This window comes from Silicimonas algicola (assembly GCF_003148765.1).
GTDB classification, from domain to species: Bacteria; Pseudomonadota; Alphaproteobacteria; order Rhodobacterales; family Rhodobacteraceae; genus Silicimonas; species Silicimonas algicola.
In genome coordinates, this window is sequence record NZ_QGGV01000006.1 from 93,694 (window position 1) to 114,089 (window position 20,396).

The 20,396-nt window shown below is 65.4% G+C and carries 21 protein-coding genes; 9 read left to right on the forward strand and 12 right to left on the reverse strand.

The window, feature by feature from the left end:
* Nucleotides 1-7 precede the first annotated feature (7 nt).
* Both C8D95_RS13850 and C8D95_RS13855 read right to left on the reverse strand, forming a co-directional pair.
* Nucleotides 8-1,873, reverse strand: a complete 1,866-nt coding sequence (locus C8D95_RS13850; RefSeq protein ID WP_109759785.1) for an extracellular solute-binding protein — start codon at nucleotides 1,871-1,873, stop codon at nucleotides 8-10.
* 188 nt (nucleotides 1,874-2,061) lie between these two features.
* Complete coding sequence (locus C8D95_RS13855; RefSeq protein ID WP_109759786.1) at nucleotides 2,062-2,583, reverse strand: c-type cytochrome; 522 nt, start codon at nucleotides 2,581-2,583, stop codon at nucleotides 2,062-2,064.
* 120 nt (nucleotides 2,584-2,703) lie between these two features.
* On the opposite strand from C8D95_RS13855, the gene C8D95_RS13860 reads away from it, so the two are divergent.
* Both C8D95_RS13860 and C8D95_RS13865 read left to right on the forward strand, forming a co-directional pair.
* Nucleotides 2,704-3,534 (forward strand): prephenate dehydratase, encoded by an 831-nt coding sequence (locus C8D95_RS13860; protein ID WP_109759787.1) that lies wholly within the window; start codon nucleotides 2,704-2,706, stop codon nucleotides 3,532-3,534.
* Nucleotides 3,531-4,037, forward strand: coding sequence for a GNAT family N-acetyltransferase (locus C8D95_RS13865; protein WP_211312648.1), 507 nt, complete (start codon nucleotides 3,531-3,533; stop codon nucleotides 4,035-4,037). The genes C8D95_RS13860 and C8D95_RS13865 overlap by 4 nt, the downstream gene beginning before the upstream one ends.
* Here the strand turns inward: C8D95_RS13865 and C8D95_RS13870 are convergent.
* The 4 genes from C8D95_RS13870 to C8D95_RS13885 form a co-directional block, all read right to left on the reverse strand.
* The gene (locus tag C8D95_RS13870) at nucleotides 4,034-4,801 is read right to left on the reverse strand and encodes a FadR/GntR family transcriptional regulator (protein WP_109759788.1); all 768 of its coding nucleotides are present in this window, start codon (nucleotides 4,799-4,801) and stop codon (nucleotides 4,034-4,036) included. The genes C8D95_RS13865 and C8D95_RS13870 overlap by 4 nt on opposite strands.
* 42 nt (nucleotides 4,802-4,843) lie before the next feature.
* Entirely contained in the window at nucleotides 4,844-5,422 is a 579-nt protein-coding gene (locus tag C8D95_RS13875) for a GNAT family N-acetyltransferase (RefSeq protein ID WP_126918597.1), read from the reverse strand.
* Nucleotides 5,419-6,777 carry a 30S ribosomal protein S12 methylthiotransferase RimO gene (gene rimO / locus C8D95_RS13880; protein WP_109759790.1) on the reverse strand — a complete coding sequence of 453 codons (1,359 nt, stop codon included), beginning with the start codon at nucleotides 6,775-6,777 and terminating at the stop codon, nucleotides 5,419-5,421. The genes C8D95_RS13875 and rimO overlap by 4 nt, the downstream gene beginning before the upstream one ends.
* Before the next feature lie 67 nt (nucleotides 6,778-6,844).
* Nucleotides 6,845-7,411, reverse strand: a complete 567-nt coding sequence (locus tag C8D95_RS13885; RefSeq protein WP_109759933.1) for a GcrA family cell cycle regulator — start codon at nucleotides 7,409-7,411, stop codon at nucleotides 6,845-6,847.
* A gap of 486 nt (nucleotides 7,412-7,897) precedes the next feature.
* On the opposite strand from C8D95_RS13885, the gene C8D95_RS13890 reads away from it, so the two are divergent.
* The 3 genes from C8D95_RS13890 (at nucleotide 7,898) to C8D95_RS13900 (ending at nucleotide 10,458) form a co-directional block, all read left to right on the forward strand.
* Nucleotides 7,898-9,073 (forward strand): aspartate aminotransferase family protein, encoded by a 1,176-nt coding sequence (locus tag C8D95_RS13890; protein ID WP_109759791.1) that lies wholly within the window; start codon nucleotides 7,898-7,900, stop codon nucleotides 9,071-9,073.
* 71 nt (nucleotides 9,074-9,144) lie between these two features.
* Nucleotides 9,145-10,071 carry an ornithine carbamoyltransferase gene (gene argF / locus C8D95_RS13895; protein WP_109759792.1) on the forward strand — a complete coding sequence of 309 codons (927 nt, stop codon included), beginning with the start codon at nucleotides 9,145-9,147 and terminating at the stop codon, nucleotides 10,069-10,071.
* An 81-nt stretch (nucleotides 10,072-10,152) separates the two neighbouring features.
* Nucleotides 10,153-10,458 carry a hypothetical protein gene (locus C8D95_RS13900; protein ID WP_109759793.1) on the forward strand — a complete coding sequence of 102 codons (306 nt, stop codon included), beginning with the start codon at nucleotides 10,153-10,155 and terminating at the stop codon, nucleotides 10,456-10,458.
* On the opposite strand, the gene C8D95_RS13905 is transcribed toward C8D95_RS13900, so the two are convergent.
* Complete coding sequence (locus C8D95_RS13905; RefSeq protein ID WP_109759794.1) at nucleotides 10,455-11,999, reverse strand: Ppx/GppA family phosphatase; 1,545 nt, start codon at nucleotides 11,997-11,999, stop codon at nucleotides 10,455-10,457. The genes C8D95_RS13900 and C8D95_RS13905 overlap by 4 nt on opposite strands.
* Before the next feature lie 167 nt (nucleotides 12,000-12,166).
* Between C8D95_RS13905 and C8D95_RS13910 the strand changes: the two genes are divergently transcribed.
* Nucleotides 12,167-12,952 carry a crotonase/enoyl-CoA hydratase family protein gene (locus tag C8D95_RS13910; RefSeq protein WP_109759934.1) on the forward strand — a complete coding sequence of 262 codons (786 nt, stop codon included), beginning with the start codon at nucleotides 12,167-12,169 and terminating at the stop codon, nucleotides 12,950-12,952.
* A 3-nt stretch (nucleotides 12,953-12,955) separates the two neighbouring features.
* Here C8D95_RS13910 and C8D95_RS13915 read toward each other — a convergent pair whose 3' ends face one another.
* The 4 genes from C8D95_RS13915 to C8D95_RS13930 are packed head-to-tail and all read right to left on the reverse strand — an operon-like array spanning nucleotide 12,956 to nucleotide 17,244.
* Nucleotides 12,956-15,136, reverse strand: a complete 2,181-nt coding sequence (locus C8D95_RS13915) for an RNA degradosome polyphosphate kinase (RefSeq protein WP_109759935.1) — start codon at nucleotides 15,134-15,136, stop codon at nucleotides 12,956-12,958.
* A gap of 54 nt (nucleotides 15,137-15,190) precedes the next feature.
* Nucleotides 15,191-15,850, reverse strand: a complete 660-nt coding sequence (locus C8D95_RS13920; protein ID WP_109759795.1) for an HdaA/DnaA family protein — start codon at nucleotides 15,848-15,850, stop codon at nucleotides 15,191-15,193.
* A gap of 1 nt (nucleotide 15,851) precedes the next feature.
* Nucleotides 15,852-16,178, reverse strand: coding sequence for a TfoX/Sxy family protein (locus C8D95_RS13925; protein ID WP_109759796.1), 327 nt, complete (start codon nucleotides 16,176-16,178; stop codon nucleotides 15,852-15,854).
* The gene (locus C8D95_RS13930; protein WP_109759797.1) at nucleotides 16,165-17,244 is read right to left on the reverse strand and encodes an AI-2E family transporter; all 1,080 of its coding nucleotides are present in this window, start codon (nucleotides 17,242-17,244) and stop codon (nucleotides 16,165-16,167) included. Before C8D95_RS13930 ends, C8D95_RS13925 begins: the two co-directional genes overlap by 14 nt.
* Before the next feature lie 156 nt (nucleotides 17,245-17,400).
* Between C8D95_RS13930 and proS the strand changes: the two genes are divergently transcribed.
* Nucleotides 17,401-18,738, forward strand: coding sequence for a proline--tRNA ligase (gene proS / locus C8D95_RS13935; RefSeq protein WP_109759798.1), 1,338 nt, complete (start codon nucleotides 17,401-17,403; stop codon nucleotides 18,736-18,738).
* Here proS and C8D95_RS21755 read toward each other — a convergent pair.
* On the reverse strand, nucleotides 18,723-19,094 hold the full coding sequence (locus tag C8D95_RS21755) for a hypothetical protein (protein ID WP_211312649.1): 372 nt from the start codon (nucleotides 19,092-19,094) through the stop codon (nucleotides 18,723-18,725). The two genes, proS and C8D95_RS21755, sit on opposite strands and share 16 nt — an antisense overlap.
* Before the next feature lie 9 nt (nucleotides 19,095-19,103).
* On the opposite strand from C8D95_RS21755, the gene C8D95_RS13945 reads away from it, so the two are divergent.
* Both C8D95_RS13945 and C8D95_RS13950 read left to right on the forward strand, forming a co-directional pair.
* Entirely contained in the window at nucleotides 19,104-19,607 is a 504-nt protein-coding gene (locus C8D95_RS13945) for a MarR family winged helix-turn-helix transcriptional regulator (RefSeq protein WP_109759800.1), read from the forward strand.
* Nucleotides 19,604-20,323: a ThuA domain-containing protein gene (locus tag C8D95_RS13950; RefSeq protein ID WP_109759801.1), complete on the forward strand. Its 720-nt coding sequence runs from the start codon at nucleotides 19,604-19,606 to the stop codon at nucleotides 20,321-20,323. Before C8D95_RS13945 ends, C8D95_RS13950 begins: the two co-directional genes overlap by 4 nt.
* Nucleotides 20,324-20,396 lie beyond the last annotated feature (73 nt).

The following is a 20,396-nucleotide window of genomic DNA, read 5'->3' on the forward strand; positions in this document are numbered from 1 at the left end:
GGTGCAGTTACCTCAGCGCGCCGGCGGAGCGAAGGGCGGCGGCCTTCTCCTCGTCGATCCACCAGTAGTCGAGGTAGCCGAGCCCGAATTCAGGCAGGTTTTCGGGATATTCGTACATGTCGTAGTACGCGACCCAGTTTTCCTGAAGCATCCACGTCGGAACGATGAAGTAGTCGTAGCGCATTATGCGGTCGATCGCGCGCACAAGCGCCGACATCTCGTCGTACGTCTCGACCTCGAGGAGGCGCTTGGCCAGGGTGTCGACGACGGGGTTGCAGTATCCCGCCGCGTTGAAGATGTCGTCTTTGTCCTCGCAGCCGAACTTCTGTTCCAGCCCAGACCCTTCGACCAGCCCGACCGAGTAGCCGTCGAAGCGCATGTCGAAGTCGTTGGCCTGTCGCCGCGTCTGGTATTGAGCGGGATCGACGCGGTTGTAGGTGATGTTGACGCCGAGCGCCTTCAGGTTTTCGACGTAGGGCAACAGGATGCGGTCGAAGCTCTGCGTATCCTCCAGAAGCTCGACATCCAGCGTTTTGCCCTCGGCGTCGCGCAGAAGGCCGTCGGCGCCAGGCGTATAGCCCGCCTCTGCCATCAGTCCCAAGGCCGCGCGCAGGTTGCGCCGGTCGAGCGGGCGGTCTCCGCTCTCGTGCGGCAGGACGGCCGGTTCGGTGAAGATTTCGGGAGGCAGCTGTTCGCGGAACTCCTCGAGGATGGCCAACTCGTCCCCTTCGGGGAGGCCGGTGGCCTTCAGCCGTTCGTTCTCCCAGAAGCTTTCGCGCTGCTGGAAGAGACCGTACTGCAGGTTGTCGTTCGTCCAGGTGAAGTTGAACATCCGGCCAAGCGCCAGCCGCACGTTGCGGTCGGCGAACTTGTCTCCGCGCATGTTGAAGACAAAGCCGCTGGCGTTGGGCAGGTTGCCGTCGGGCAGCTCTTCCTTCTTGACCCAGCCTTTCTGAACGGCAGGGAAATCGTAGAGCGTCGCCCAGTTGAGCGAGCTGTTCTCGGCGCGGAAGGTATAGACGCCGGCCTTGAACGCCTCGAAGGCGGCTGATGTGTCGCCGAAGTACTCGACTCGGATCGAGTCGTAGTTGCCCCGGCCCTTCATGAACCAGTGGTCGCGTCCCCAATAATCGGGATTGCGCTTGTAGATGATCTGACGGCCCGCATCGAGACTGTCGAGCATGTACTCGCCGGTGCCTGGGCTGATCTCGAGCCGGCTCTCGTCCAGCCGTGCGCCGGTCTCTTCGTACCACTTCTTCGAAAAGGGCGAGAGCGAGCCGAACTGGGTGATGAGACCCTTGCGCGGATAATCGGCGGCGAAGGTGAACTTGATCCGGTGCGGGTCCAGGACCTCGACCGTGTCGATCATCTCGCCGACACCCGCCCGATAGGACGGCGTGCCCTGTTCCAGCAGCAGGTCGAGCGTGAACTTGATGTCTTCGGCGGTCATCGGTGTGCCGTCCGAGAAGGTCACGTCGTCGCGCAGGTTGAAGATGACCCAGTCCCTGCTCTCGGGGTATTCGATCGTCTCGCACAGCACGCAGTAGTACGAGCCGATCTCGTCGTCGGTCGTCTGCATGATGTCCTCGAACCCGATGGTCGAGAGGGCGCCCCAGTTTCCGATGCCGGTCGCATAGGGGTTCATGCTGTCGAAAGTGCCGATGGCCGAGATCGAGATTTCTCCGCCCTCGGGCGCGTCGGGATTGACGTAGTCGAGATTCTGCGCGTCGGGTCCGTATTTCAGCTCGTCGTACTCGTTGTAACCGTGCGCCGTGATGATCTTCTCATCGCCCTGCGCGATCGACGGGCCGGCAGAGGTCATCCACGCTGCGGCAAGCCCGACTAGAACGGCCGGAAAGGGGACCTTGGTCATCGCTGCTCTTCTCCGTTCTGGACGGCGCGTTCCTGGCGCCTCTTACACTTGAACTTAAAGAGTGCGGTGTCGACTGCTCAAGCGGGAACTTCTGAACATTTGGTGAGGGCGCCGCGACCGAAGTGCCTAAAGAAACGAAAAGACCGGGCGCGTTGGCCCGGTCCGCCTGGTTGTCCTGTCGCCCGGGATCAGTTGTCGACGGTGTCGAGCCAGGCGATCAGGTTCGCGCGGTCCTCGACGCCCGGCAGGCCCTTGTAGGTCATCTTGGTGCCCGGAGCATATTCCTTCGGGTTAGCGATGAAACCGTTCAGGTTCTCGGGCGACCAGACGTCCGCCACCTCTTCGAGCGCACCGGAATAGCTGTAGCCTTCGACCGCGTCGACCGGCCGGCCGACGACTCCGTACAGCGTCGGACCCGTGCCGTTCTTGCCCGGCTCAACCGAATGGCAGGCCTGGCACTGGCGGAACAGGCGCTCGCCCGCCGCCGGATCCGCGGCTGCGAAGACTTCCTCGAAGGGAACTTCGGCCTCGGCCTCGCCGCCCTCGGTCCCGCCGTCCTCGACCGCGATGGTATAGGCCTGATGCGCTTCGCCGTCGTGGCTTTCGGCCTCGTGATAGATGAACTCGGCGAAAAAACCGCCCAGAAGGAAGATCAGGAAGGCGCCGCAGAAGCCGCCGACGATCTTCGTCATGGTCATGGTGTCGAACATGTCGCGTCCCGTATGATCAGGTCTCGCGGGCTTTTATCCGCTTCCCTTGCCAAGGCACAAGGGATAAGAGCCGCGACCAATCGACCATCTGCCGGTCACGGTTTTCAGACGCGGGGATACATGGCGGGACGCATCGCATTTCAGGGGGAACTGGGGGCTTATTCGCATCAGGCCTGCCGGGAAACGCGTCCCGGGATGGAGCCCTTGCCCTGCCGCACGTTCGAGGATGTCATCGAAGCGGTCGCCTCGGGCCAAGCCGAACTCGCGATGCTGCCGGTCGAGAACACAACCTACGGGCGTGTGGCCGACATTCACCGCCTGCTGCCTGAAAGCGGTCTTCACATCGTCGACGAAGCCTTCGTCCGCGTCCACATCAGCCTCATGGCCAACAGGGGCGTGACGCTCGATCAGGTCAAGACGGTCCGCGCGCATCTCGTCCTCTTGCCGCAGTGCGCCGCCTTCCTGAAGGCGCACGGCATCCGAAGCGAAGCCGCCGCCGACAGCGCCGGGGCTGCGGCCGACCTCGCGAAAAGCGGCGTCGGTGACGAAGGGGCGCTCGCCTCGGATCTCGCGGCCGAGATCCACGGGCTCGATATCCTCGCGCGGCACATCGAGGACCAGGACCACAACACCACGCGCTTCCTCGTCATGTCGCGTGAGGCTGACCATTCCCGCCGCGCAGACCGGATGGTGACGACCTTCGTGTTCAACGTCCGCAACATCCCGGCGGCGCTCTACAAGGCCATGGGCGGGTTCGCGACGAACGGCGTGAACATGACGAAGCTTGAAAGCTACATGGTCGACGGATCGTTCAACGCGACGCAGTTCTATGCCGACATCGAGGGCCATCCGGACGACCGCCCGGTTCAACTTGCGTTGGAAGAGCTCGACTATTTCACGACCGAGATGAAAATCCTCGGTGTCTATCCGGCTGACCCGCGGAGACCATGATGGAGCGGGTCTCGAAGGTCAGGACCTCCGACGAGATCGACACCGCACGCGCCCTCGTCTGGGAGTTCTTCGACTCCATGAAAGAGCGCTATCCCGACATGATCGACACCATCGACGACTACTTCGCCAAGCAGGATGTGGCGGGCGAACTCGCGGATTTCGCCGCCCGGTTCCTGCCACCCCGCGGCGAGGCCTTCCTTGCATGGCACGAGGGCGAGGCGGTCGGATTGGTGCTTCTGAAGCGTCATGGCGAAGGCGACGGCGAGATGAACCGCATGTTCGTCCGCGCAAGCGCGCGCGGGCAGGGGTTGGGTCGCGCGCTTGGCGAGGCGCTTGTCGCCGAGGCGCGGGCGCGGGGCATGGGGACCGTCTGGCTGGACGCGCTTTATCGCCACGTCGAGGCGCTGCCGCTCTACGAAAGCCTCGGCTTCGTTCGCTATACGAATACCGACGCATTCCACGGGAGCGACGCGCGCGTCATCCACATGAAGCTCGTCCTCTAACGCCCGCTTTCGTGGGCCAATCTCTGGCGCGCGATGCGCTCGTTCTTTTCGGCCTTGAGGTGATCGGTCAGCGAGCGGCGCACGAAGGTCATGTGCGCCTCGACCGCGGCCCGCGCACCCGCGGGGTCGCGCGCCTGAAGCGCCGTGTTGATCTCGCGGTGCTGGTCGAGAAGCATGGCCCGCGTGGCGCGCTGACGGAACATGATCTGCCGGTTGTAAAAGACGCCCTCACGCAAAAGATCGTACATCGACCGCATCATGTGCAGCATGACGACGTTGTGGCTGGCCTCGACGATGGCGAGGTGGAAATCGGCGTCGAGCCGCGCCTCGTCAGCCGGGTTACGCTTGCCGTGCGCCATCTCCATCCGCTGGAACACGCTCTCGACCACGGCGAGGTCGGTGTCGGATCCCAGACGCGCGGCACGCTCCGCGGCCAGCCCCTCCATGTCGCGGCGGAAGTCGATGTAGTCGAACACGGCCTCGTCATGGCTGCCGAACAGCCGGACAAGCGCGGGCGAAAAGCTTTGGCTGAGCGCGTCCGAGACGAAGATCCCGGCGTTGGCCCGTGCGCAGAGAAGACCGGCCTCCTCCAACTCGGCCACCGCCTCGCGCAGCGATGGCCGGGATACGCCCAAACGCTCGGCGAGGTCGCGCTCGGACGGCAGACGCTCGCCGGGTCGCAGAACGCCGCGCAGGATCAGAAGCTCGATCTGGCGGACGACGGACTGCGAGAGCTTTTCGGGCTGGACCTTCTCGAAAGGCATGTCGGGCCTCTGCTGCACGGAAGCCGAACCTATCGCGAAGGTTCAGCGCATGGCAAGGAACAGCCCGAGACCAAGCGCGCCGACGGCGATCAGGAGCCAGTACGCGGGATTCAAGGTATCGCGTCGTGCAGGTCCTTCGAGGCTCGGGGCGAGCGACAGGCGAAACTCCCGGTGCATCGGCGCGAAGTTCGCGGCGGTGAAGAGGGACTCGGAGGCGGCATTGCCGGTCCACACCTGGGCGCGCAGGTCCGTAGCCCCCATACCGCGCATCGCATCCGCCAGCGCGTCGAGAAGAAGGCGTCCCACACCGGTGCCGCGCGCGTCGCGGTCGACCGACACGTCGAGGATCAGGCCAGTGCGGTGATGCCTCTGCTCGGGCGCCTCCACCGGCACGATGGCGGCGCCCGCGTGTCCCAGGATGCGCGCGCCGTCGTGGGCTACGACCACCGCGCCCGGTGTCCGTCCCGCCAGAATGTCGGGATAGGTCCGCGCGCAGACCGGATCGTCCTTGCCCGAGAACATGTCGGGGAGGCGCGCGGCGTGCTCGGCCTGAGTGATGCGACTGATCTCGACCAGCCTCGGCACATCCGCGGAACGGGCCGGGCGGACCTCGAGGGTCACGCGCGCCGACCCCAAAGATCGTACTCGCCAGCCTCCTCGACCTCGACGGTCAGTATGTCGCCGGGAGCGAGACCTTCGAAACCCTCATCGATGAAGAGATGCCCGTCGATCTCGGGCGCGTCTGCCTTCGTGCGGCAGGTCGCGGCCTCGTCGTCAACCTCGTCCACGATGACCTCGAGACGGGTTCCGACCTTGGCCGCCAGCTTCGCTTCGGAAATGGCCTGCGCCTTTTCCATGAAGCGGTGCCAGCGTTCCTCCTTCACGTCCTCGGAGACGTGGTCGGGCAGCGCATTCGACCGCGCGCCGGCCACGTTCTCGTACTTGAAGCAGCCGACGCGATCCAGTTGCGCCTCGTCGAGCCAGTCGAGCAGGACCCGGAACTCGGCCTCGGTCTCGCCCGGGTAACCCACGATGAAGGTCGACCGAAGCGCGATCTCGGGGCAGACGGCACGCCAGGCCGCGATTTCCTCCAACGTCCGTTCGGCGGCGGCGGGACGCGCCATGCGGCGGAGCGTGTCGGGGTGGGCGTGCTGGAAGGGCACGTCGAGGTAGGGAAGAATCAGCCCTTCGGCCATGAGCGGCACGAGGTCCCGGACATGCGGGTAGGGGTAGACGTAGTGCAGGCGCACCCAGGCTCCGAGGGCGCCCAAGCCACGCGCGAGGTCGAGAATGGGAAACTTGGCGTCGCGCCCTTTCCAATCCGTGCCATAGGCCGACGTGTCCTGGCTGATGACCAGAAGCTCCCTCACGCCGTTCCCGACCAGCTTCTCGGCCTCGCGCAGGACGGCCCGTTCCGGACGCGAGGCAAGGCGACCCCGCATGTCGGGGATGATGCAGAACTTGCAGGCGTGATTGCAGCCTTCGGCGATCTTCAGATAGCTGTAATGGCGCGGCGTCAGCTTCACGCCCTGAGGCGGCAGGAGGTCGATGAACGGGTCGGGATCGGGCGGCACCGCGCTGTGGACGGCGTCGAGCACCTGCTCGTACTGGTGAGGCCCCGTCACCGCCAGAACCTTTGGGTGAGCGCCTGTGATATAGTCGGGCTCGGCCCCAAGGCAGCCGGTGACGATGACGCGGCCGTTTTCCTTCAGCGCCTCGCCGATGGCGTCGAGGCTTTCGGCCTTGGCGCTGTCGAGGAAGCCGCAGGTGTTCACGATGACCGCGTCCGCCCCGCCGTAGTCCGGGCTGATCGCATAGCCCTCGGCGCGGAGCCGGGTCAGGATGCGTTCGCTGTCGACCAGCGCCTTTGGACAGCCGAGCGAGACCATGCCGATGGTCGGCTGGCCGGCGCGGCGGTCCTCGGGGACGCGGGCGCGGGCTAGGTCGGGGCGCAGGTCTGGCGGGTTCGCGGACATGGCGCGGCTGATAGCGCGTTCCTCTCCGTGCGGGAAGGGTGTTCGGTCCGCCAGGAGGGGAACGGTCTCAGCGCCGCCGGTCCCGCCGGTTCGACATGGGCTGGAAGGCCACGCTGACGTGAGCGTCGCAATACGGCTTGCCCTGCTGGACGGCGAGACCGCAGAACCAGAAGTCGTCGGTCGCGGGATCGCCGATCGGCCATTTGCAGGTCCGCTCGGTCAGCTCCATCAGGCTGATGCGCTTGGCCGATTTCTCGACTTCGCGGACATTGGCCAGCGCTTCGGGGCTGATCTCGTTTGCCGACGGCTGGGGCGGGAGCGGCTGCCCGGCCGGCACGATCGGCTTGCGCGGAGTGACCGTGACCTCGACCACCTTCTCGGCCGGCTTCGCGGCAGGCTTGACCGGCGCCTTGGCGGCCGGAGCGGGCGACGACTGGGGCATGGCGGCCTTGGCAGGCTTTTTCTCGGGCATGGGCGCGGATGCACCGGCCCGGTTCGACAAGCCAAGGCGATGGACCTTGCCGATCACTGCATTGCGCGTCACGCCACCCAGCTCCTTGGCGATCTGGCTGGCAGACTGGCCCTCGGACCACATCTTCTTGAGGAGCTCAACGCGCTCATCCGTCCACGACATCTCGAAACCTGCCCTTTCTTTGAGGGCCATATTCTAGTCACCCACACCGCGGTTACAAGACGCGCTCGTCGTCGCGGTGTTTCGGGATTGCATCAAGTGCTCGGCGTTTCACGGGAATTTGCCTGTTTCGACCAACCGCTGCCACATTTGGCGCCCCTAGTGCGGCTCTGCCAGACCGGGATGGACCCCATGCGCCTCTTCCAGATCGCCCTTGCCCTCTTCGTTCTTCTCGTTCTCGCCGCCTGAGGACCCTCCCGGCGGATCAGTCGCGCAATCCTCTGACTTCGTTGGCGGCCGCGAGAAATCGCTGGTCAGACCACATGCGACGCGCTAGAGGGCGCCCCATGACGTACGCGATTCACTTCGCTTCCCGACGCCGACGCTGATCCTCAGCGTCCGCTTCGTCACGTCCACACCCCCTACAGTTCCGTTGACTCGACCTGCCCCTGCTGGCACGTCTTGGCCTCTCTCAGAAGGAAGATCCCGATGATCCCCTCGGTCCTGCCCACCTATTCCCGCGCGCCGCTTCATTTCGTGAAGGGCGAGGGCACCTGGCTGATCGACGACACCGGGCGACGCTTCCTCGACCTGGGGTCCGGCATTGCGGTGACGCTTCTGGGCCACGCCAACCCGATCCTCGTCTCGGCATTGACCGAGCAGGCGCAGAAGCTCTGGCACGTCTCGAACCTCTACGAGATCCCGGGCCAGATAGCGCTGGCCGAGATGCTGACCGAGGCGACCTTCGCCGACACCGTCTTCTTCACCAACTCGGGCACCGAGACGGCCGAGTTGGCGATCAAGATGGCCCGAAAGTACTGGTACGAAAAAGGCGACCCTGACCGGATCGAAATCGTGACGTTCGAGGGCTGCTTCCACGGCCGGTCGTCGGCGGCCATCGCGGCCTCGGGCGCCCCGAAGATGGTCAAGGGCTTTGGCCCGATGCTTCCGGGCTTCGTGCAGGTGCCCTGGGGCGACCATGACGCCTTACGCGCCGCAGTGACCGACCGCACCGCCGCCGTCCTGATCGAGCCGGTGCAGGGCGAGGGTGGTATCCGCGTTCTGCCCGACCAGTGCCTGAAGGGGCTGCGCGATCTCTGCGACGAGACGGGCGCGCTTCTGATCCTTGACGAGGTGCAGTGCGGCATGGGTCGGACGGGACGTCTTTTTGCCCACGAATGGGCGGGCGTGACGCCCGACATCATGATGGTGGCGAAGGGTATCGGCGGCGGCTTTCCCCTTGGCGCCGTTCTCGCCACCGAAGCTGCAGCCGCCGGCATGGTCGTCGGCACGCACGGCTCGACCTATGGCGGCAACCCGCTCGCCATGGCCGTGGGACAGGCGGTGATGAAGACGATCACCGCCGACGGGTTCCTGTCGGATGTGAACCGCAAGGCCGGCCTTCTTCGGCAGAAGCTTGAAGGTCTGGTCGCCGATCATCCGGATGTCTTCGAAGAGGTGCGAGGCGCAGGTCTGATGCTGGGTCTGAAGTGCAGGCCGCCCGCCGCCGACGTGGTCAAGGCCGGCTACGCCGAGGACGTCATCCTCGTGCCAGCAGGTGACAACGTCGCGCGGCTGCTGCCGCCGCTCACGATCAGCGACGACGAGATCGCCGAAGCCGCCCGACGCATCGACGCCGCCGCCTCCGCGATGGCAGCCGCCTGAATTCTTCTTGGACCAAATACTCCGGGGTCCGGGGCAGAGCCCCGGTCCGACCACCGAAAAGCCGAAACGCCATGAACCACTTTCTCGACATCCACCGGACAGACCCCGCCGACCTTCGCGCCATCATCGACGACGCCCGCGCCATGAAGGATGCGCGCGCCGGTCGCCCGAAGGGTGCGAAGGACGACGATCAGCCGCTCGGCGGCCATGTCGTCGCCCTGATCTTCGAGAAGCCCTCGACCCGGACCCGCGTCTCGTTCGACGTGGGCGTGCGCCAGATGGGCGGCGAGACGCTGGTGTTGACGGGATCGGAGATGCAGCTTGGCCACGGCGAGACCATCGCCGATACCGCTCGGGTCCTGTCGCGCTACGTCGACCTCATCATGATCCGCACCTTCGATCAGGACGCGCTGCTCGAGCTTGCCGAGCACGCCACCGTGCCGGTCATCAACGGGCTGACGAACCAGTCCCACCCCTGCCAGATCATGGCCGACGTGATGACCTTCGAAGAACATCGCGGCCCGATCGCGGGCCGGAAGGTGACCTGGTGCGGCGACGGCAACAACGTCTTCGCGAGCCTCGCCCATGCCGCCGGCCAGTTCGGCTTCGATCTGACCTTCTCGGGTCCCGAGACGCTGGATCCCGACGCGAAGGCGCTTGCCTTCGCCCGTGACAAGGGCCGTCCGATCATCATCGAGCGCGACCCCGAGACCGCCGTGACCGGGGCCGATCTCGTCGTGACCGACACCTGGGTGTCGATGCACGACAGCCAGACCACGCGCGAGAGGCGGCACAACCAGCTTCGCCCCTACCAGGTCAACGAGCGCCTGATGTCAAAGGCAAAGCCCGACTCACTCTTCATGCACTGTCTTCCCGCGCATCGCGAGGAGGAGGCGACCTCGGCCGTCATGGACGGCCCGCACTCGGTCATCTTCGACGAGGCCGAGAACCGGCTGCACGCGCAGAAGGCCATCATGCGCTGGTGCTTGGGCGTCTGAGCTGTCGGAGGGGCGCTGCCCCTCCGGACCTGCCCGGGATATTTTTGGACCGATGAAGGGCGGGGTGCTATATTGCGCTTCATGCGCTTTCTCTTTGTACTCCTCGCCCTCTCGATGACGCTCCCCGCCGCCGCGCAGGACGCCGAACCCGAGCCGGTGCCTGTGCCCGAACAGGGCATCGACCTCATGGGCGAGGCGCTGAAGCTCTTCATGCGCGGGCTGATGCAGGAGATGGAGCCCGCCATCGACGACCTGTCGGGTTTTCTCGACAACCTCGACGCCTATCATGCGCCCGAGGTGCTTCCGAACGGCGACATCCTGATCCGCCGCAAGACGCCGGTCGAGGAGAGCATCGAGGGCGCCGAAGAGGGCGAGATCGAACTCTAGCGGCCCTTCACCACGATCTCGACCTCCCCAAGGGCGGAGGCGAGGGATTTCAGCCGGGCTTCCGCCACCTCGCCATAGAGGTCGCGCGTGCCGGGGGCGAGGATCAGCTCAAGCCGCTTCTTCTTCGGAAAATACTTGAGAGAGCCCATCTTCTCGTTCTCGGACGCCGTCAGCATGGCACCGAAGCGAAGTGCCTTGCCCAGGATCTCGGCCTGTTTCAGGTCGTCTTCCTCGAGAAGCCCGAAGAGATCCTCGAAGGGCGAGCCGTCGCGGCTGTTCTTGTAGCGGTGAAGAAGCGCCACGCCCAGGAACACGCGTTCCTCGTGCGTCATGCCGCCGAGGTTCGCGCGGGTCGCCTCGTCGAAGCAGACTTCGTGGCGATAGTCGGGGTGCGCGCGCCAGCTCACGTCGTGGAGGAGGCAGGCCGCCCTCACGAGCCGCTTATCCGGGGCGCCGCGCCAGGTGAAGAGCGGCAGCACGAAATCGTAAAGGCGCGCGCCGAAACCGGGCATCCGCGCGTCCTTCGCCTCGGCGAAGCGGCAGGCCTCGATCAACGGGTCGCGGTCGCGGAGCTTCTGCGGCATCTGCTCGTAGAGCAGGCCCTCGCGGATGCCGTAGCTCGAGATCGCGATGTCAGTAGGTCTCAGTTCCCGTACGAGGTGTTTCAGGACCTGCGCGGCGAGGGGCACAAGCTCCATCCGGCTTTCGGACAGTCCGCAGCGCAGGCGAAGCTGCTCGATGTCCGAGGTCTCGATGTACTCGATCGTCGCGTAGACCGCCTTCCGGCTCATGCGGTATTCATGGAGGACCGCCAGAGGATAGCCGCGCCGGTCCATGTCGATCCGTGCGATGGCGCGCCACGACCCGCCGACGAGGAACAGCCGGCCCGGATCGCGGCCAATCTGGTCGCCCAGCTCTCGGAGCCCTTGGCTCAGGTGCGCCTTCAGCGCCTTCTTGCCCTTGATCGTCTTCAGCCTCTGCGGACCGAGCTTCGAGGACACGCAGCGGCCGACCTTGCCGCCCCTCAGTTCCGCCAGTTCCATCGACGAGCCGCCGATGTCGCAGACGAGGCCCTGCGCCCCGGGCCAGCCCAGAAGGACGCCCTGCGCCGAAAGGCGAGCCTCCTCCTCGCCGTCGATCACGAAGAGGCGGAGGCCGGTCTCACGCAACACGTCCTCCCTGAACGCGGGACCGTCCTCCGCCTCGCGCACCGCGGCTGTGGCCACAGCCGTCAACGGTGCGATCCCCATGGCATCCGCAAGATGCTGGAACCTTTTCAGCGCCTCCATCGCGCGAACCTTGCCCTGCGGGTTGAGCCGACCCGTCTCGGCGAGGCCGGCGCCGAGACCCGCCATGACTTTCTCGTTGAAGAAATACGCGGGCGACCTTGCCGCGCCGTCGAAGACGACAAGGCGGACCGAGTTCGAGCCGACGTCGACCACGCCGACGCGGCTGAGGGCACGCGCGGACGGATCGTCGAAAAGGGGGCGCCCGAAGGGGCCCCAATCCTCGGTGGTCGCGGACTCGCTCGCGCCGTCCATTCATGTCCCCCATGATGGTGCCGGGCGACACTGCACCCGGACCCCTCCGCGGTCAATGCCCGCGGCGTCCCCGTGACGCCACGAAGCCACGGCTGGGCAAGGAAAATTATCCGTGGACATTCCAGGGCGTGGGCAGGAACCTCGGCCGGCGCGACGAGGAGAGGCAGATGACGTTCGACACTGAATTCCTCGAGGTGAGCGACGCGGGCGAGGGCGTGACCGAGGTTCGTCTCGTCCGCGGCTCGAAGCGTAACGCACTGAACGCGCAGGCCGTCGAAGAGCTGGTCGAGGTCTTCTCGCGCCTGCCGCGCATCGGGGCCCGCGCCGCCGTGCTGACGGCCGAGGGCGACCACTTCTGCGCCGGCCTGGATCTTGTCGAGCATCACGCCGAGGAGCGTTCGGCGGCAGACTTCATGCACCTCTGCCTGCGCTGGCACGAGGCCTTCAACAAGATGGAATATGGCGGCGTTCCTGTCATCGCCGCCCTCCAGGGCGCTGTCGTCGGCGGCGGGCTGGAGCTGGCGTCCGCAGCGCATATCCGTGTCGCCGACCGAACGACCTACTTCGCCCTGCCGGAGGGGCAGCGCGGCCTTTTCACGGGCGGCGGGGCCACGATCCGGGTGGCCGACCTCGTCGGCAAGGGGAGGATGATCGACATGATGCTGACCGGCAGGGTCTACAAAGGCGAAGAGGCGATGGCGGTCGGGCTTTGCCAGTACCTTGTCGAGGATTCTCGCGCCAAGGCTTTCGATTTGGCGCGTGCCGCCGCGCAGAACCCGCCCCTGTCGAACTTCGCCATCTGCTCGGCGATCAGCCACATGCAGAACATGTCGGCGCTCGACGCCGCCTATGCCGAGGCAGTGGTGGCCGGCATCGTCAACACGCAGCCTGCGTCGCGCGACCGGCTCAAGGCTTTTGCCGACAAGTCAGGGCCGCGCATCCGGCCCGATTGAGGCTCAATCCTCGCTGTGGGTCAGCTCCGGCACGTCCGCCGCGCCCGCCGATCCTCGTCCCGACAGGGACGGGTTTTCCATGAAGAAGCGATGGCACGAGAAGGCCGTCTCGCCCTCGGGCGGCGCGATGCGGGCGTAGGTTCCGTCCGGTCCGAGCATCCAGCTCTGTGCCACGTCGGCGAGGTTCGCGGCCATGATCTGGCTGACGATCTGGGCTTTCACCGTGGGGTTCTTGCACTCGACGAGCGTCTCGACCCGGCGAGCGAGGTTGCGGCCCATCCAGTCGGCGGACGAGATGTAGACCCTCGCTTTCTTGTGCGGCAGACCGTGGCCCGCGCCGAAGCAGACGATGCGGCTGTGTTCGAGGAAGCGGCCCACGATGGATTTGACGCGGATGTTGTCCGACAGACCCTTCACGCCGGGTCTCAGGCCGCAGATTCCGCGGACCACGAGGTCGATCCTGACGCCGGCCTGGCTTGCGAGGTAGAGCGCATCGATCACGTCCGGCTCGATGATCGAGTTGAGCTTGCCCCAGATCACGGCGGGCTTCCCGGCCAGCGCGAATTCGGCTTCCTCAGCGATACGCTCGAGAAGCGTGGTCTTGAGGTTCAGGGGCGAGATCGACAGGTTCTCCAACCCCTCGGGCTGGGCGTAGCCCGACAAGTAGTTGAACACCTTTGTGGCATCGCGGCCGAGGGCGGAATCGCAGGTGAAGAGGCTCAGGTCGGTGTAGATGCGTGCGGTGATCGGGTGATAGTTGCCGGTCCCGAAATGGGTATAGGTGACAAGCTCGCCGCCTTCGCGCCGGACGACGGTCGAGATCTTGGCGTGTGTCTTGTAGTTCATGAAGCCGTAGACGACGTGGGCGCCCGCGCGCTCCAGCCGTCGCGACTGGCGGATGTTCGCAGCCTCGTCGAAACGGGCCTTCAGTTCGACAAGCGCGGTGACCGACTTGCCGTCTTCCGCTGCTTCGCACAGCGCCTCGACAATGGGAGAGTTGCGCGACGTCCGGTAAAGCGTCTGCTTGATCGCCACCACGTTCGGGTCGGCCGCCGCCTGCTTGAGGAAGCGGATCACCATGTCGAAGGTCTCGTAGGGGTGGTGCAGCAGCATGTCCTTCTGGCGGATCGCCGCGAACATGTCGCCGTCGTGGTCCTGAACCCGCTCGGGCACACGCGGCAGGAATGGCGTCCAGAGCAGGTCCGTGCGCGAGTCCAGCACGAGTTCCTTCAGGTCGCTGAGGCCCAGCATCCCGTCGAGCTCGACAACTTCGCTGTCTTCGACGTGAAGCTCGTCCATGATGACGCGCCTCAGCTTGCCTGGCGCATTGGCCGAGATCGTCAGGCGCACCACTTCGCCGCGGCGGCGGCGCTTCAGGGCGACTTCGAACTCGCGAACGAGGTCTTCGGCCTCTTCCTCGACCTCGAGGTCGCTGTCGCGGAGGACGCGGAACTGGCAATGCCCCTTCATGCCGTAGCCTGGAAACAGGCGTTGCAGGTGAAGAAGCAACAGCTCTTCGAGGGGCAGGAAGCGATGCTCTCCCGGCTCGGACGGCAGGGGCACGAAGCGGTCGACCTGCGCGGGGATCGGAAGAAGCGCGCGGAGCGGACGCTTGTCCGAAACACGCTCGAGTTCCAGCGCTAGCGAATAACCTTCGTTCGCGATGAACGGGAACGGGTGCGCCGGGTCGATGGCCAGAGGCGACAGGATCGGGAAGACCTGCGTCAGGAAAACCTGCTCGACATGGGAGCGGTCTTCGCGCGTGAGGTCGTCGCGGGAGAGAAGCGAGATGTTTGCGCTGGCCATCTCGTCGCGCAGGGCCTTCCACACCTCCTGCTGGCGTTCCAGGAGGCGGCGCGCGTCCGCGTTGATGAGGACCAGCTGCTCGATCGGGGAAAGCCCGTCTGCGGCGGGCGTGGTGTTTCCGGCATGGGCCAGCTCGCGCAGGCCGGCGACGCGCACGGTGTAGAACTCGTCGAGGTTCGTGGCCGAAATCGACAGGAACCTCAGACGCTCGAGAACGGGGACACGGGGGTTCTCGGCCTCCTCCAGCACCCGCCAGTTGAAGGCCAGCCACGACAGTTCACGGTTCATGAAACGGTCCGGACCGTCGAAGTCCTTACCCTCGGGCATCACGGCCGGAGGCAGGGGCGCGCGCAGGAAATCGGTCGGCGTGACGGTCATGGCCTTCGTGTTGCAGGGCATTGTGACATGAGAATGACGACTATGCCGGGGGGCCTAGGGCTTGTCCAGAACGGCCCTCGCCAGCGTTCGTGTCACAGCCCGCCCTTCGGCCATCGCGGCGCGGTCGAGCCGGTCGACAAGCTGTTGAGCGCCGGCGAAGGATCGTTCCATCCGCGTGGCGAGATAATCGATGACGGCGGGGGCGACCGCGATCTGACGGTCGGTGAAGAGCTTGACGAGGACGGCGGATAGAAGCGCGTCGTCCGGCGGCTCGATCCGCGCGACCTCGGTGGCCTCCAGTCGGCTCTTCAGGTCGGGCAGTTCGGCTCGCCAGCGGGCAGGGGCCTCGCGGCCGACGATCAGAAATGGAAGGCCCAAGGATGCAAGCCGGTTGTGCAGGTGAAAGAGCGCGACCTCGGCCTCGCCTTGAACGCGATCTGCATCGTCAACGGCGACAGGCTGGGCAATCGTGCCGATCTCGGTGTCGGAGAGCGCATGCGGCGTCAAAACCATGGCGCCCTGGGCCTCGGCCCAGACCTGGAGGAGGTGGGATTTTCCTGATCCCTCGGGACCGACCAGCGCCAGCTTCCCCTGGGTCCACGCAGAGGTGTCCTCGATCCGACGAACCGCCAGCGCGTTGGCGTCCGAGACGAAGAAGTCGCCACGGTCGCGCGATACCTTCGCGGGAAGCTCGAAGATCAGTTGCCGGGGCATCTCAAAGCGCTTCAAGCGCCCGCCGGGCCCAGGCGCTTGCTTCTTCCGGGTCGTCGAGCAGGGCCTCTGGAAGCGACCAGTAGGGCATGGAACGCAGCGTGTCCGAACCGTCGCGGGTATAGGTCCACCGCTCCCATCCCGCAGCGTCCAGGACGGCTACCATGTCTCCCGCGCCCTTGAGGCGAAGCGTTCCGTCGGACATGACGACCGCGAAGATGCGGCCTTCCTGATAGATGCCGAGACCTCCGAACATCTTCCGTGTCGTGATCGGACCTACGCCATCGAACAGCTCTCGGACGTTCTCGATCTGCGCGTCACTGACGGCCATCGGGCGTTCCCTGACCGGACGTGCCCCGGTACAGAAGGCTTTCCTTGTACCGCTCGATCCCGAACCGCGCCATGACGCCGAGCGCCGCCGCCACTGGTACGGCGACCAATAGACCGACGAAGCCGAACAGCGCGCCGAAGGCCGAGAGGGCGAAGATCAGCCAGACCGGGTGAAGCCCGACCGACGAGCCCACCAGACGCGGCGTGAGGATATTGCCCTCGACGAACTGGCCTGACTGAAAGATCGCCCAGACCAGAACGATCCAGATCCAGTCGCCCCAGAATTGGAACAGGGCCAGACCTATGGCCAGAAGGCCTCCCACCAGGGCGCCGACATAGGGAATGAAGGTCAGACCGCCCGCAATGAAGCCCACGATCAGGCCGAACTTCAGGCCCACGGCCATGAGCGTGACGGCATAATAGACGCCGAGGATCAGGCACACGGTGCCCTGGCCCCGGACAAAGCCCGCCATGGTGTCGTCGATCTCGCGGGCGAGGCGGCGGATGGTCGGCGCATGCTCGCGCGGGAGGAGCGCGTCGACCTTGGCGACCATGTTGTCCCAGTCGTAGAGCAGGTAGAACGCCACGACGGGAACGATGACGAAAAGCACGATCACGTTCACCAGCCCCGAGAAGGACGCGATCACCGTGTTGAGAAGCTCGCCTCCGCGCTCGCTGATGGTGTCGCCCAGGCCGGACAGCGACTTCCGCACCGACGAGTCGGCGTCGACGAGGCTGGGGAACCGCTCGGTCAGAAAGGACTGGAGGTTCGACGCGATCTCGGGTGCGGACGCGATCAGGTCGCTCGCCTGCCGCACCAGAAGCGGCACGATCACCAGGATCGCCACGACGAAGAGGAGGACCGCGAAAAAGGTGATGATGCCCGTCGCCACCGCACGGCTTGTCCCCAACCGCTGAAGCCGGTCTGCGACAGGGTCCAGCATGTAGGCCACGGCCGCACCGAGAAGGAAGGGCAGGATCACGTCGCCGAGGGCCCACATCAGGACGAAGAAGATCGCGGCGGCGATCCCCCAGTACTTGGCTTGCTGGTTGACGGGCAGGGCCATCTTTTCCTCGCAATGGCGTCACGCCATATCGCCCGGAGGGAGGTCTTCATGCAAGGCCCGTCTCCCGTCAGGTCGGGTAGGTCCGATGTTCCGACCCTTGTCTGGCCGAAGACGGGCCGCTACACCGGCCCGAACCCAAAGCGCGAGCGAGTTCCGATGCGCCTGTCCCGCTACTTCCTGCCCGTCCTCAAGGAAACGCCCGCCGAGGCGCAGATCGTCTCGCACCGCTACATGCTGCGCGCGGGAATGATCAAGCAGGCCTCTGCCGGCATCTATTCGTGGCTGCCTCTTGGCTTCAAGGTCCTGAAGAACATCGAGCGGATCGTCCACGAGGAGCAGCAGCGCGCGGGGCATATCCCAATGCTGATGCCGACCCTTCAGTCCGCCGACCTGTGGCGCGAAAGCGGGCGCTACGACGACTACGGGCAGGAGATGCTGCGGATCAAGGATCGCCACGACCGGGACATGCTCTACGGCCCGACGAACGAAGAGCTGATCACTGACATCTTCCGGTCCTACGTGAAAAGCTACCGCGACCTGCCGCTGACGCTCTACCACATCCAGTGGAAGTTCCGGGACGAGATCCGCCCCCGCTTCGGCATCATGCGCGGCCGCGAGTTCCTGATGAAGGACGGCTACAACTTCGACCTGACGAAGGAAGACGCGCTTCACGCCTACAACCGGCACCTGGTCAGCTATCTGCGCAGCTACGAACGCATGGGTCTTCAGGCCATCCCCATGCGCGCCGACGGCGGCCCGATCGGGGGCGACTACACGCACGAGTTCCTGGTCCTGGCCGAGACCGGCGAAAGCGAGGTGTTCTACGACAGCGAGATCACCGACCTGACCTTCGGCGACCGCGAAATCGACTACGACAACCACGCAGAATGCCAGGCGGTGCTAGAGGAGTTCACCTCGCGCTACGCCCGCACGGATGAGACGCACGACGCCGCCATCTTCAACGAGATCCCCGAGGATCGCCGCCGCTCTGCGCGGGGTATCGAGGTCGGGCAGATCTTCTACTTCGGCACCAAGTACTCCGAACCCATGGGCGCCACGGTGCAGGGGCCGGACGGAAGCCAGGCGCCGGTCCACATGGGTTCGCACGGCATCGGGGTCAGCCGCCTTCTGGGCGCGATCATCGAGGCCAGCCATGACGACAAGGGCATCATCTGGCCCGAGGGTGTGACGCCGTTCCACGCCGGGATCGTGAACCTTCGTCAGGGTGACGCCGCCTGCGATGCCGCCTGCGAAGGGCTGGAGAAGGCGCTGATCGCAAAGGGTCTCGACCCCCTCTACGACGACCGCGACGAGCGCGCCGGTGCCAAGTTCGCCACCATGGACCTGATCGGTCTGCCCTGGCGGATCACGGTGGGCCCCCGGGGGCTCGACAAGGGCGTGGTCGAACTCACCTCGCGCCGGACGGGGAAGAGCGAAGAGATGACCGCAGAGGCGGCCGTCGAGCGGCTGGTGCAAATCTACGAGGGCGTCTGAACCTCGCTCCACCAGCCGAGGTCCGCTTCCGCACCCCAGGAAGCAAGCGCAGCGGCGGTGTCGAACGCGCGCGCCCGCTGGGCTTCTTTCACCCGGGCCTTGATGGCGGGGATATCCGCCGTGGCGTCCCATTCGACCATTGTCTGCACTTCGATGCGGCCATCCGCATGAGTGCGTTCGGCGATCATGTCCCGCAGGAATCCCGATTGTGTGCGCAGGACTTCATGAGTTGCGGCAACGGCTTCAAGAAGCGCCGTTCTGTGTTCGGCTGGAAATTTGAACCGGTCGATACGAAATGAACTGGTCATGACGACTCCACTTTGACAACATGCTGTCAGACTAATGAACGACAGCACACTGTCAATATGGATGAGATGAATCCGGCACCCGATGCGCTTGGCCGCCTGATTTTCGAGGTGCTGCGCACTGCTGCCGCGCTCGATGAGCGTGGCGCCGAACTGGTTGCGCCGCTCGGTCTGACACCGGCGCGCTGGCAAGTGCTTTCGACGCTGGAATTTCTGGAGTCTCCGGAGACGGTGTCCGGCCTCGCCCGACGGCTGTCCCTGACGCGACAGTCGGTCCAACGGGTCGTGAACGATCTCGAGGCGGCGGGGCTTGTGGAGATGCGCGACAATCCGTCTGACCGGCGGGCGCGGCTCGCCACGCCGACGACAAGCGGTCGAAAACTCGCCCAGGACGCAGACGCCCTGCGGCGGCCCTGGACTGTAGAACTCGCGCAGGGTCTGAATGACGAACAGCTACGCATTGCCGTTGAATGCCTGGCCAAACTGCGTAATCGGCTCGACGGCGCTCGACAAATGCCGCCTGAGGGTTTTCAACCCTTTCGGGACAAGTTGGGGGAGACATGACACAGGCACTCATCACCTGGGGCGGCTGGCCGGGGCACGAGCCGGACAAGGTCGCCACCATCTTCCGCGCGATGCTGGAAGACGCCGGCATGGACGTCGAGGTGACCGACAGCCTCGCGTGCTTCGACGACGGCGAGGCGCTGCGTGGCCTCGACCTGATCGTGCCAGTCTGGACCATGTCGGAGTTGTCGAAGGAGGCCGCCGCCAACGTGTCCGAGGCGGTTTCGCGCGGCACCGGGCTCGCTGGCTGTCACGGAGGGATGTGCGACGCCTTCCGGTCGAACGTGCTGTGGCAATTCATGACCGGCGCAAACTGGGTCGCGCATCCGGGCGGGGACGGGGTGAATTATCGCGTCACGATCACCGATTCGGGTCACGAGCTGGTCCAGGGCATCGAGGGCTTCGATGTCTCGTCCGAGCAGTACTACCTCCATGTCGATCCCGCGAACCACATCCTCGCCACGACGCGGTTCCCTACGGTGACGTGGTATCACAGTGCGAACGGGCCGGTGGACATGCCGGTGGCGTGGACGCGGGCCTGGGGTCTGGGGCGGGTTTACTACAACGCCCTCGGCCACAAGGCCGACGTGATCGCGTCGGGTGCGCCCCGCGAGATGTTGAGGCGCGGGCTTCTCTGGGCCGCCAAGGGGCGAAGAGCGGCGGAAGCCTCGGGTCTCCGGCACGCGGACTTCGCGGCAGAAGGCAAGCATTTCTGACAGGTTGCGTTGTGGTCAGGTCGATTGCCGAGACAGACCTGATGCATTTGTGAATGGCTGTCGGCCCGTTCCG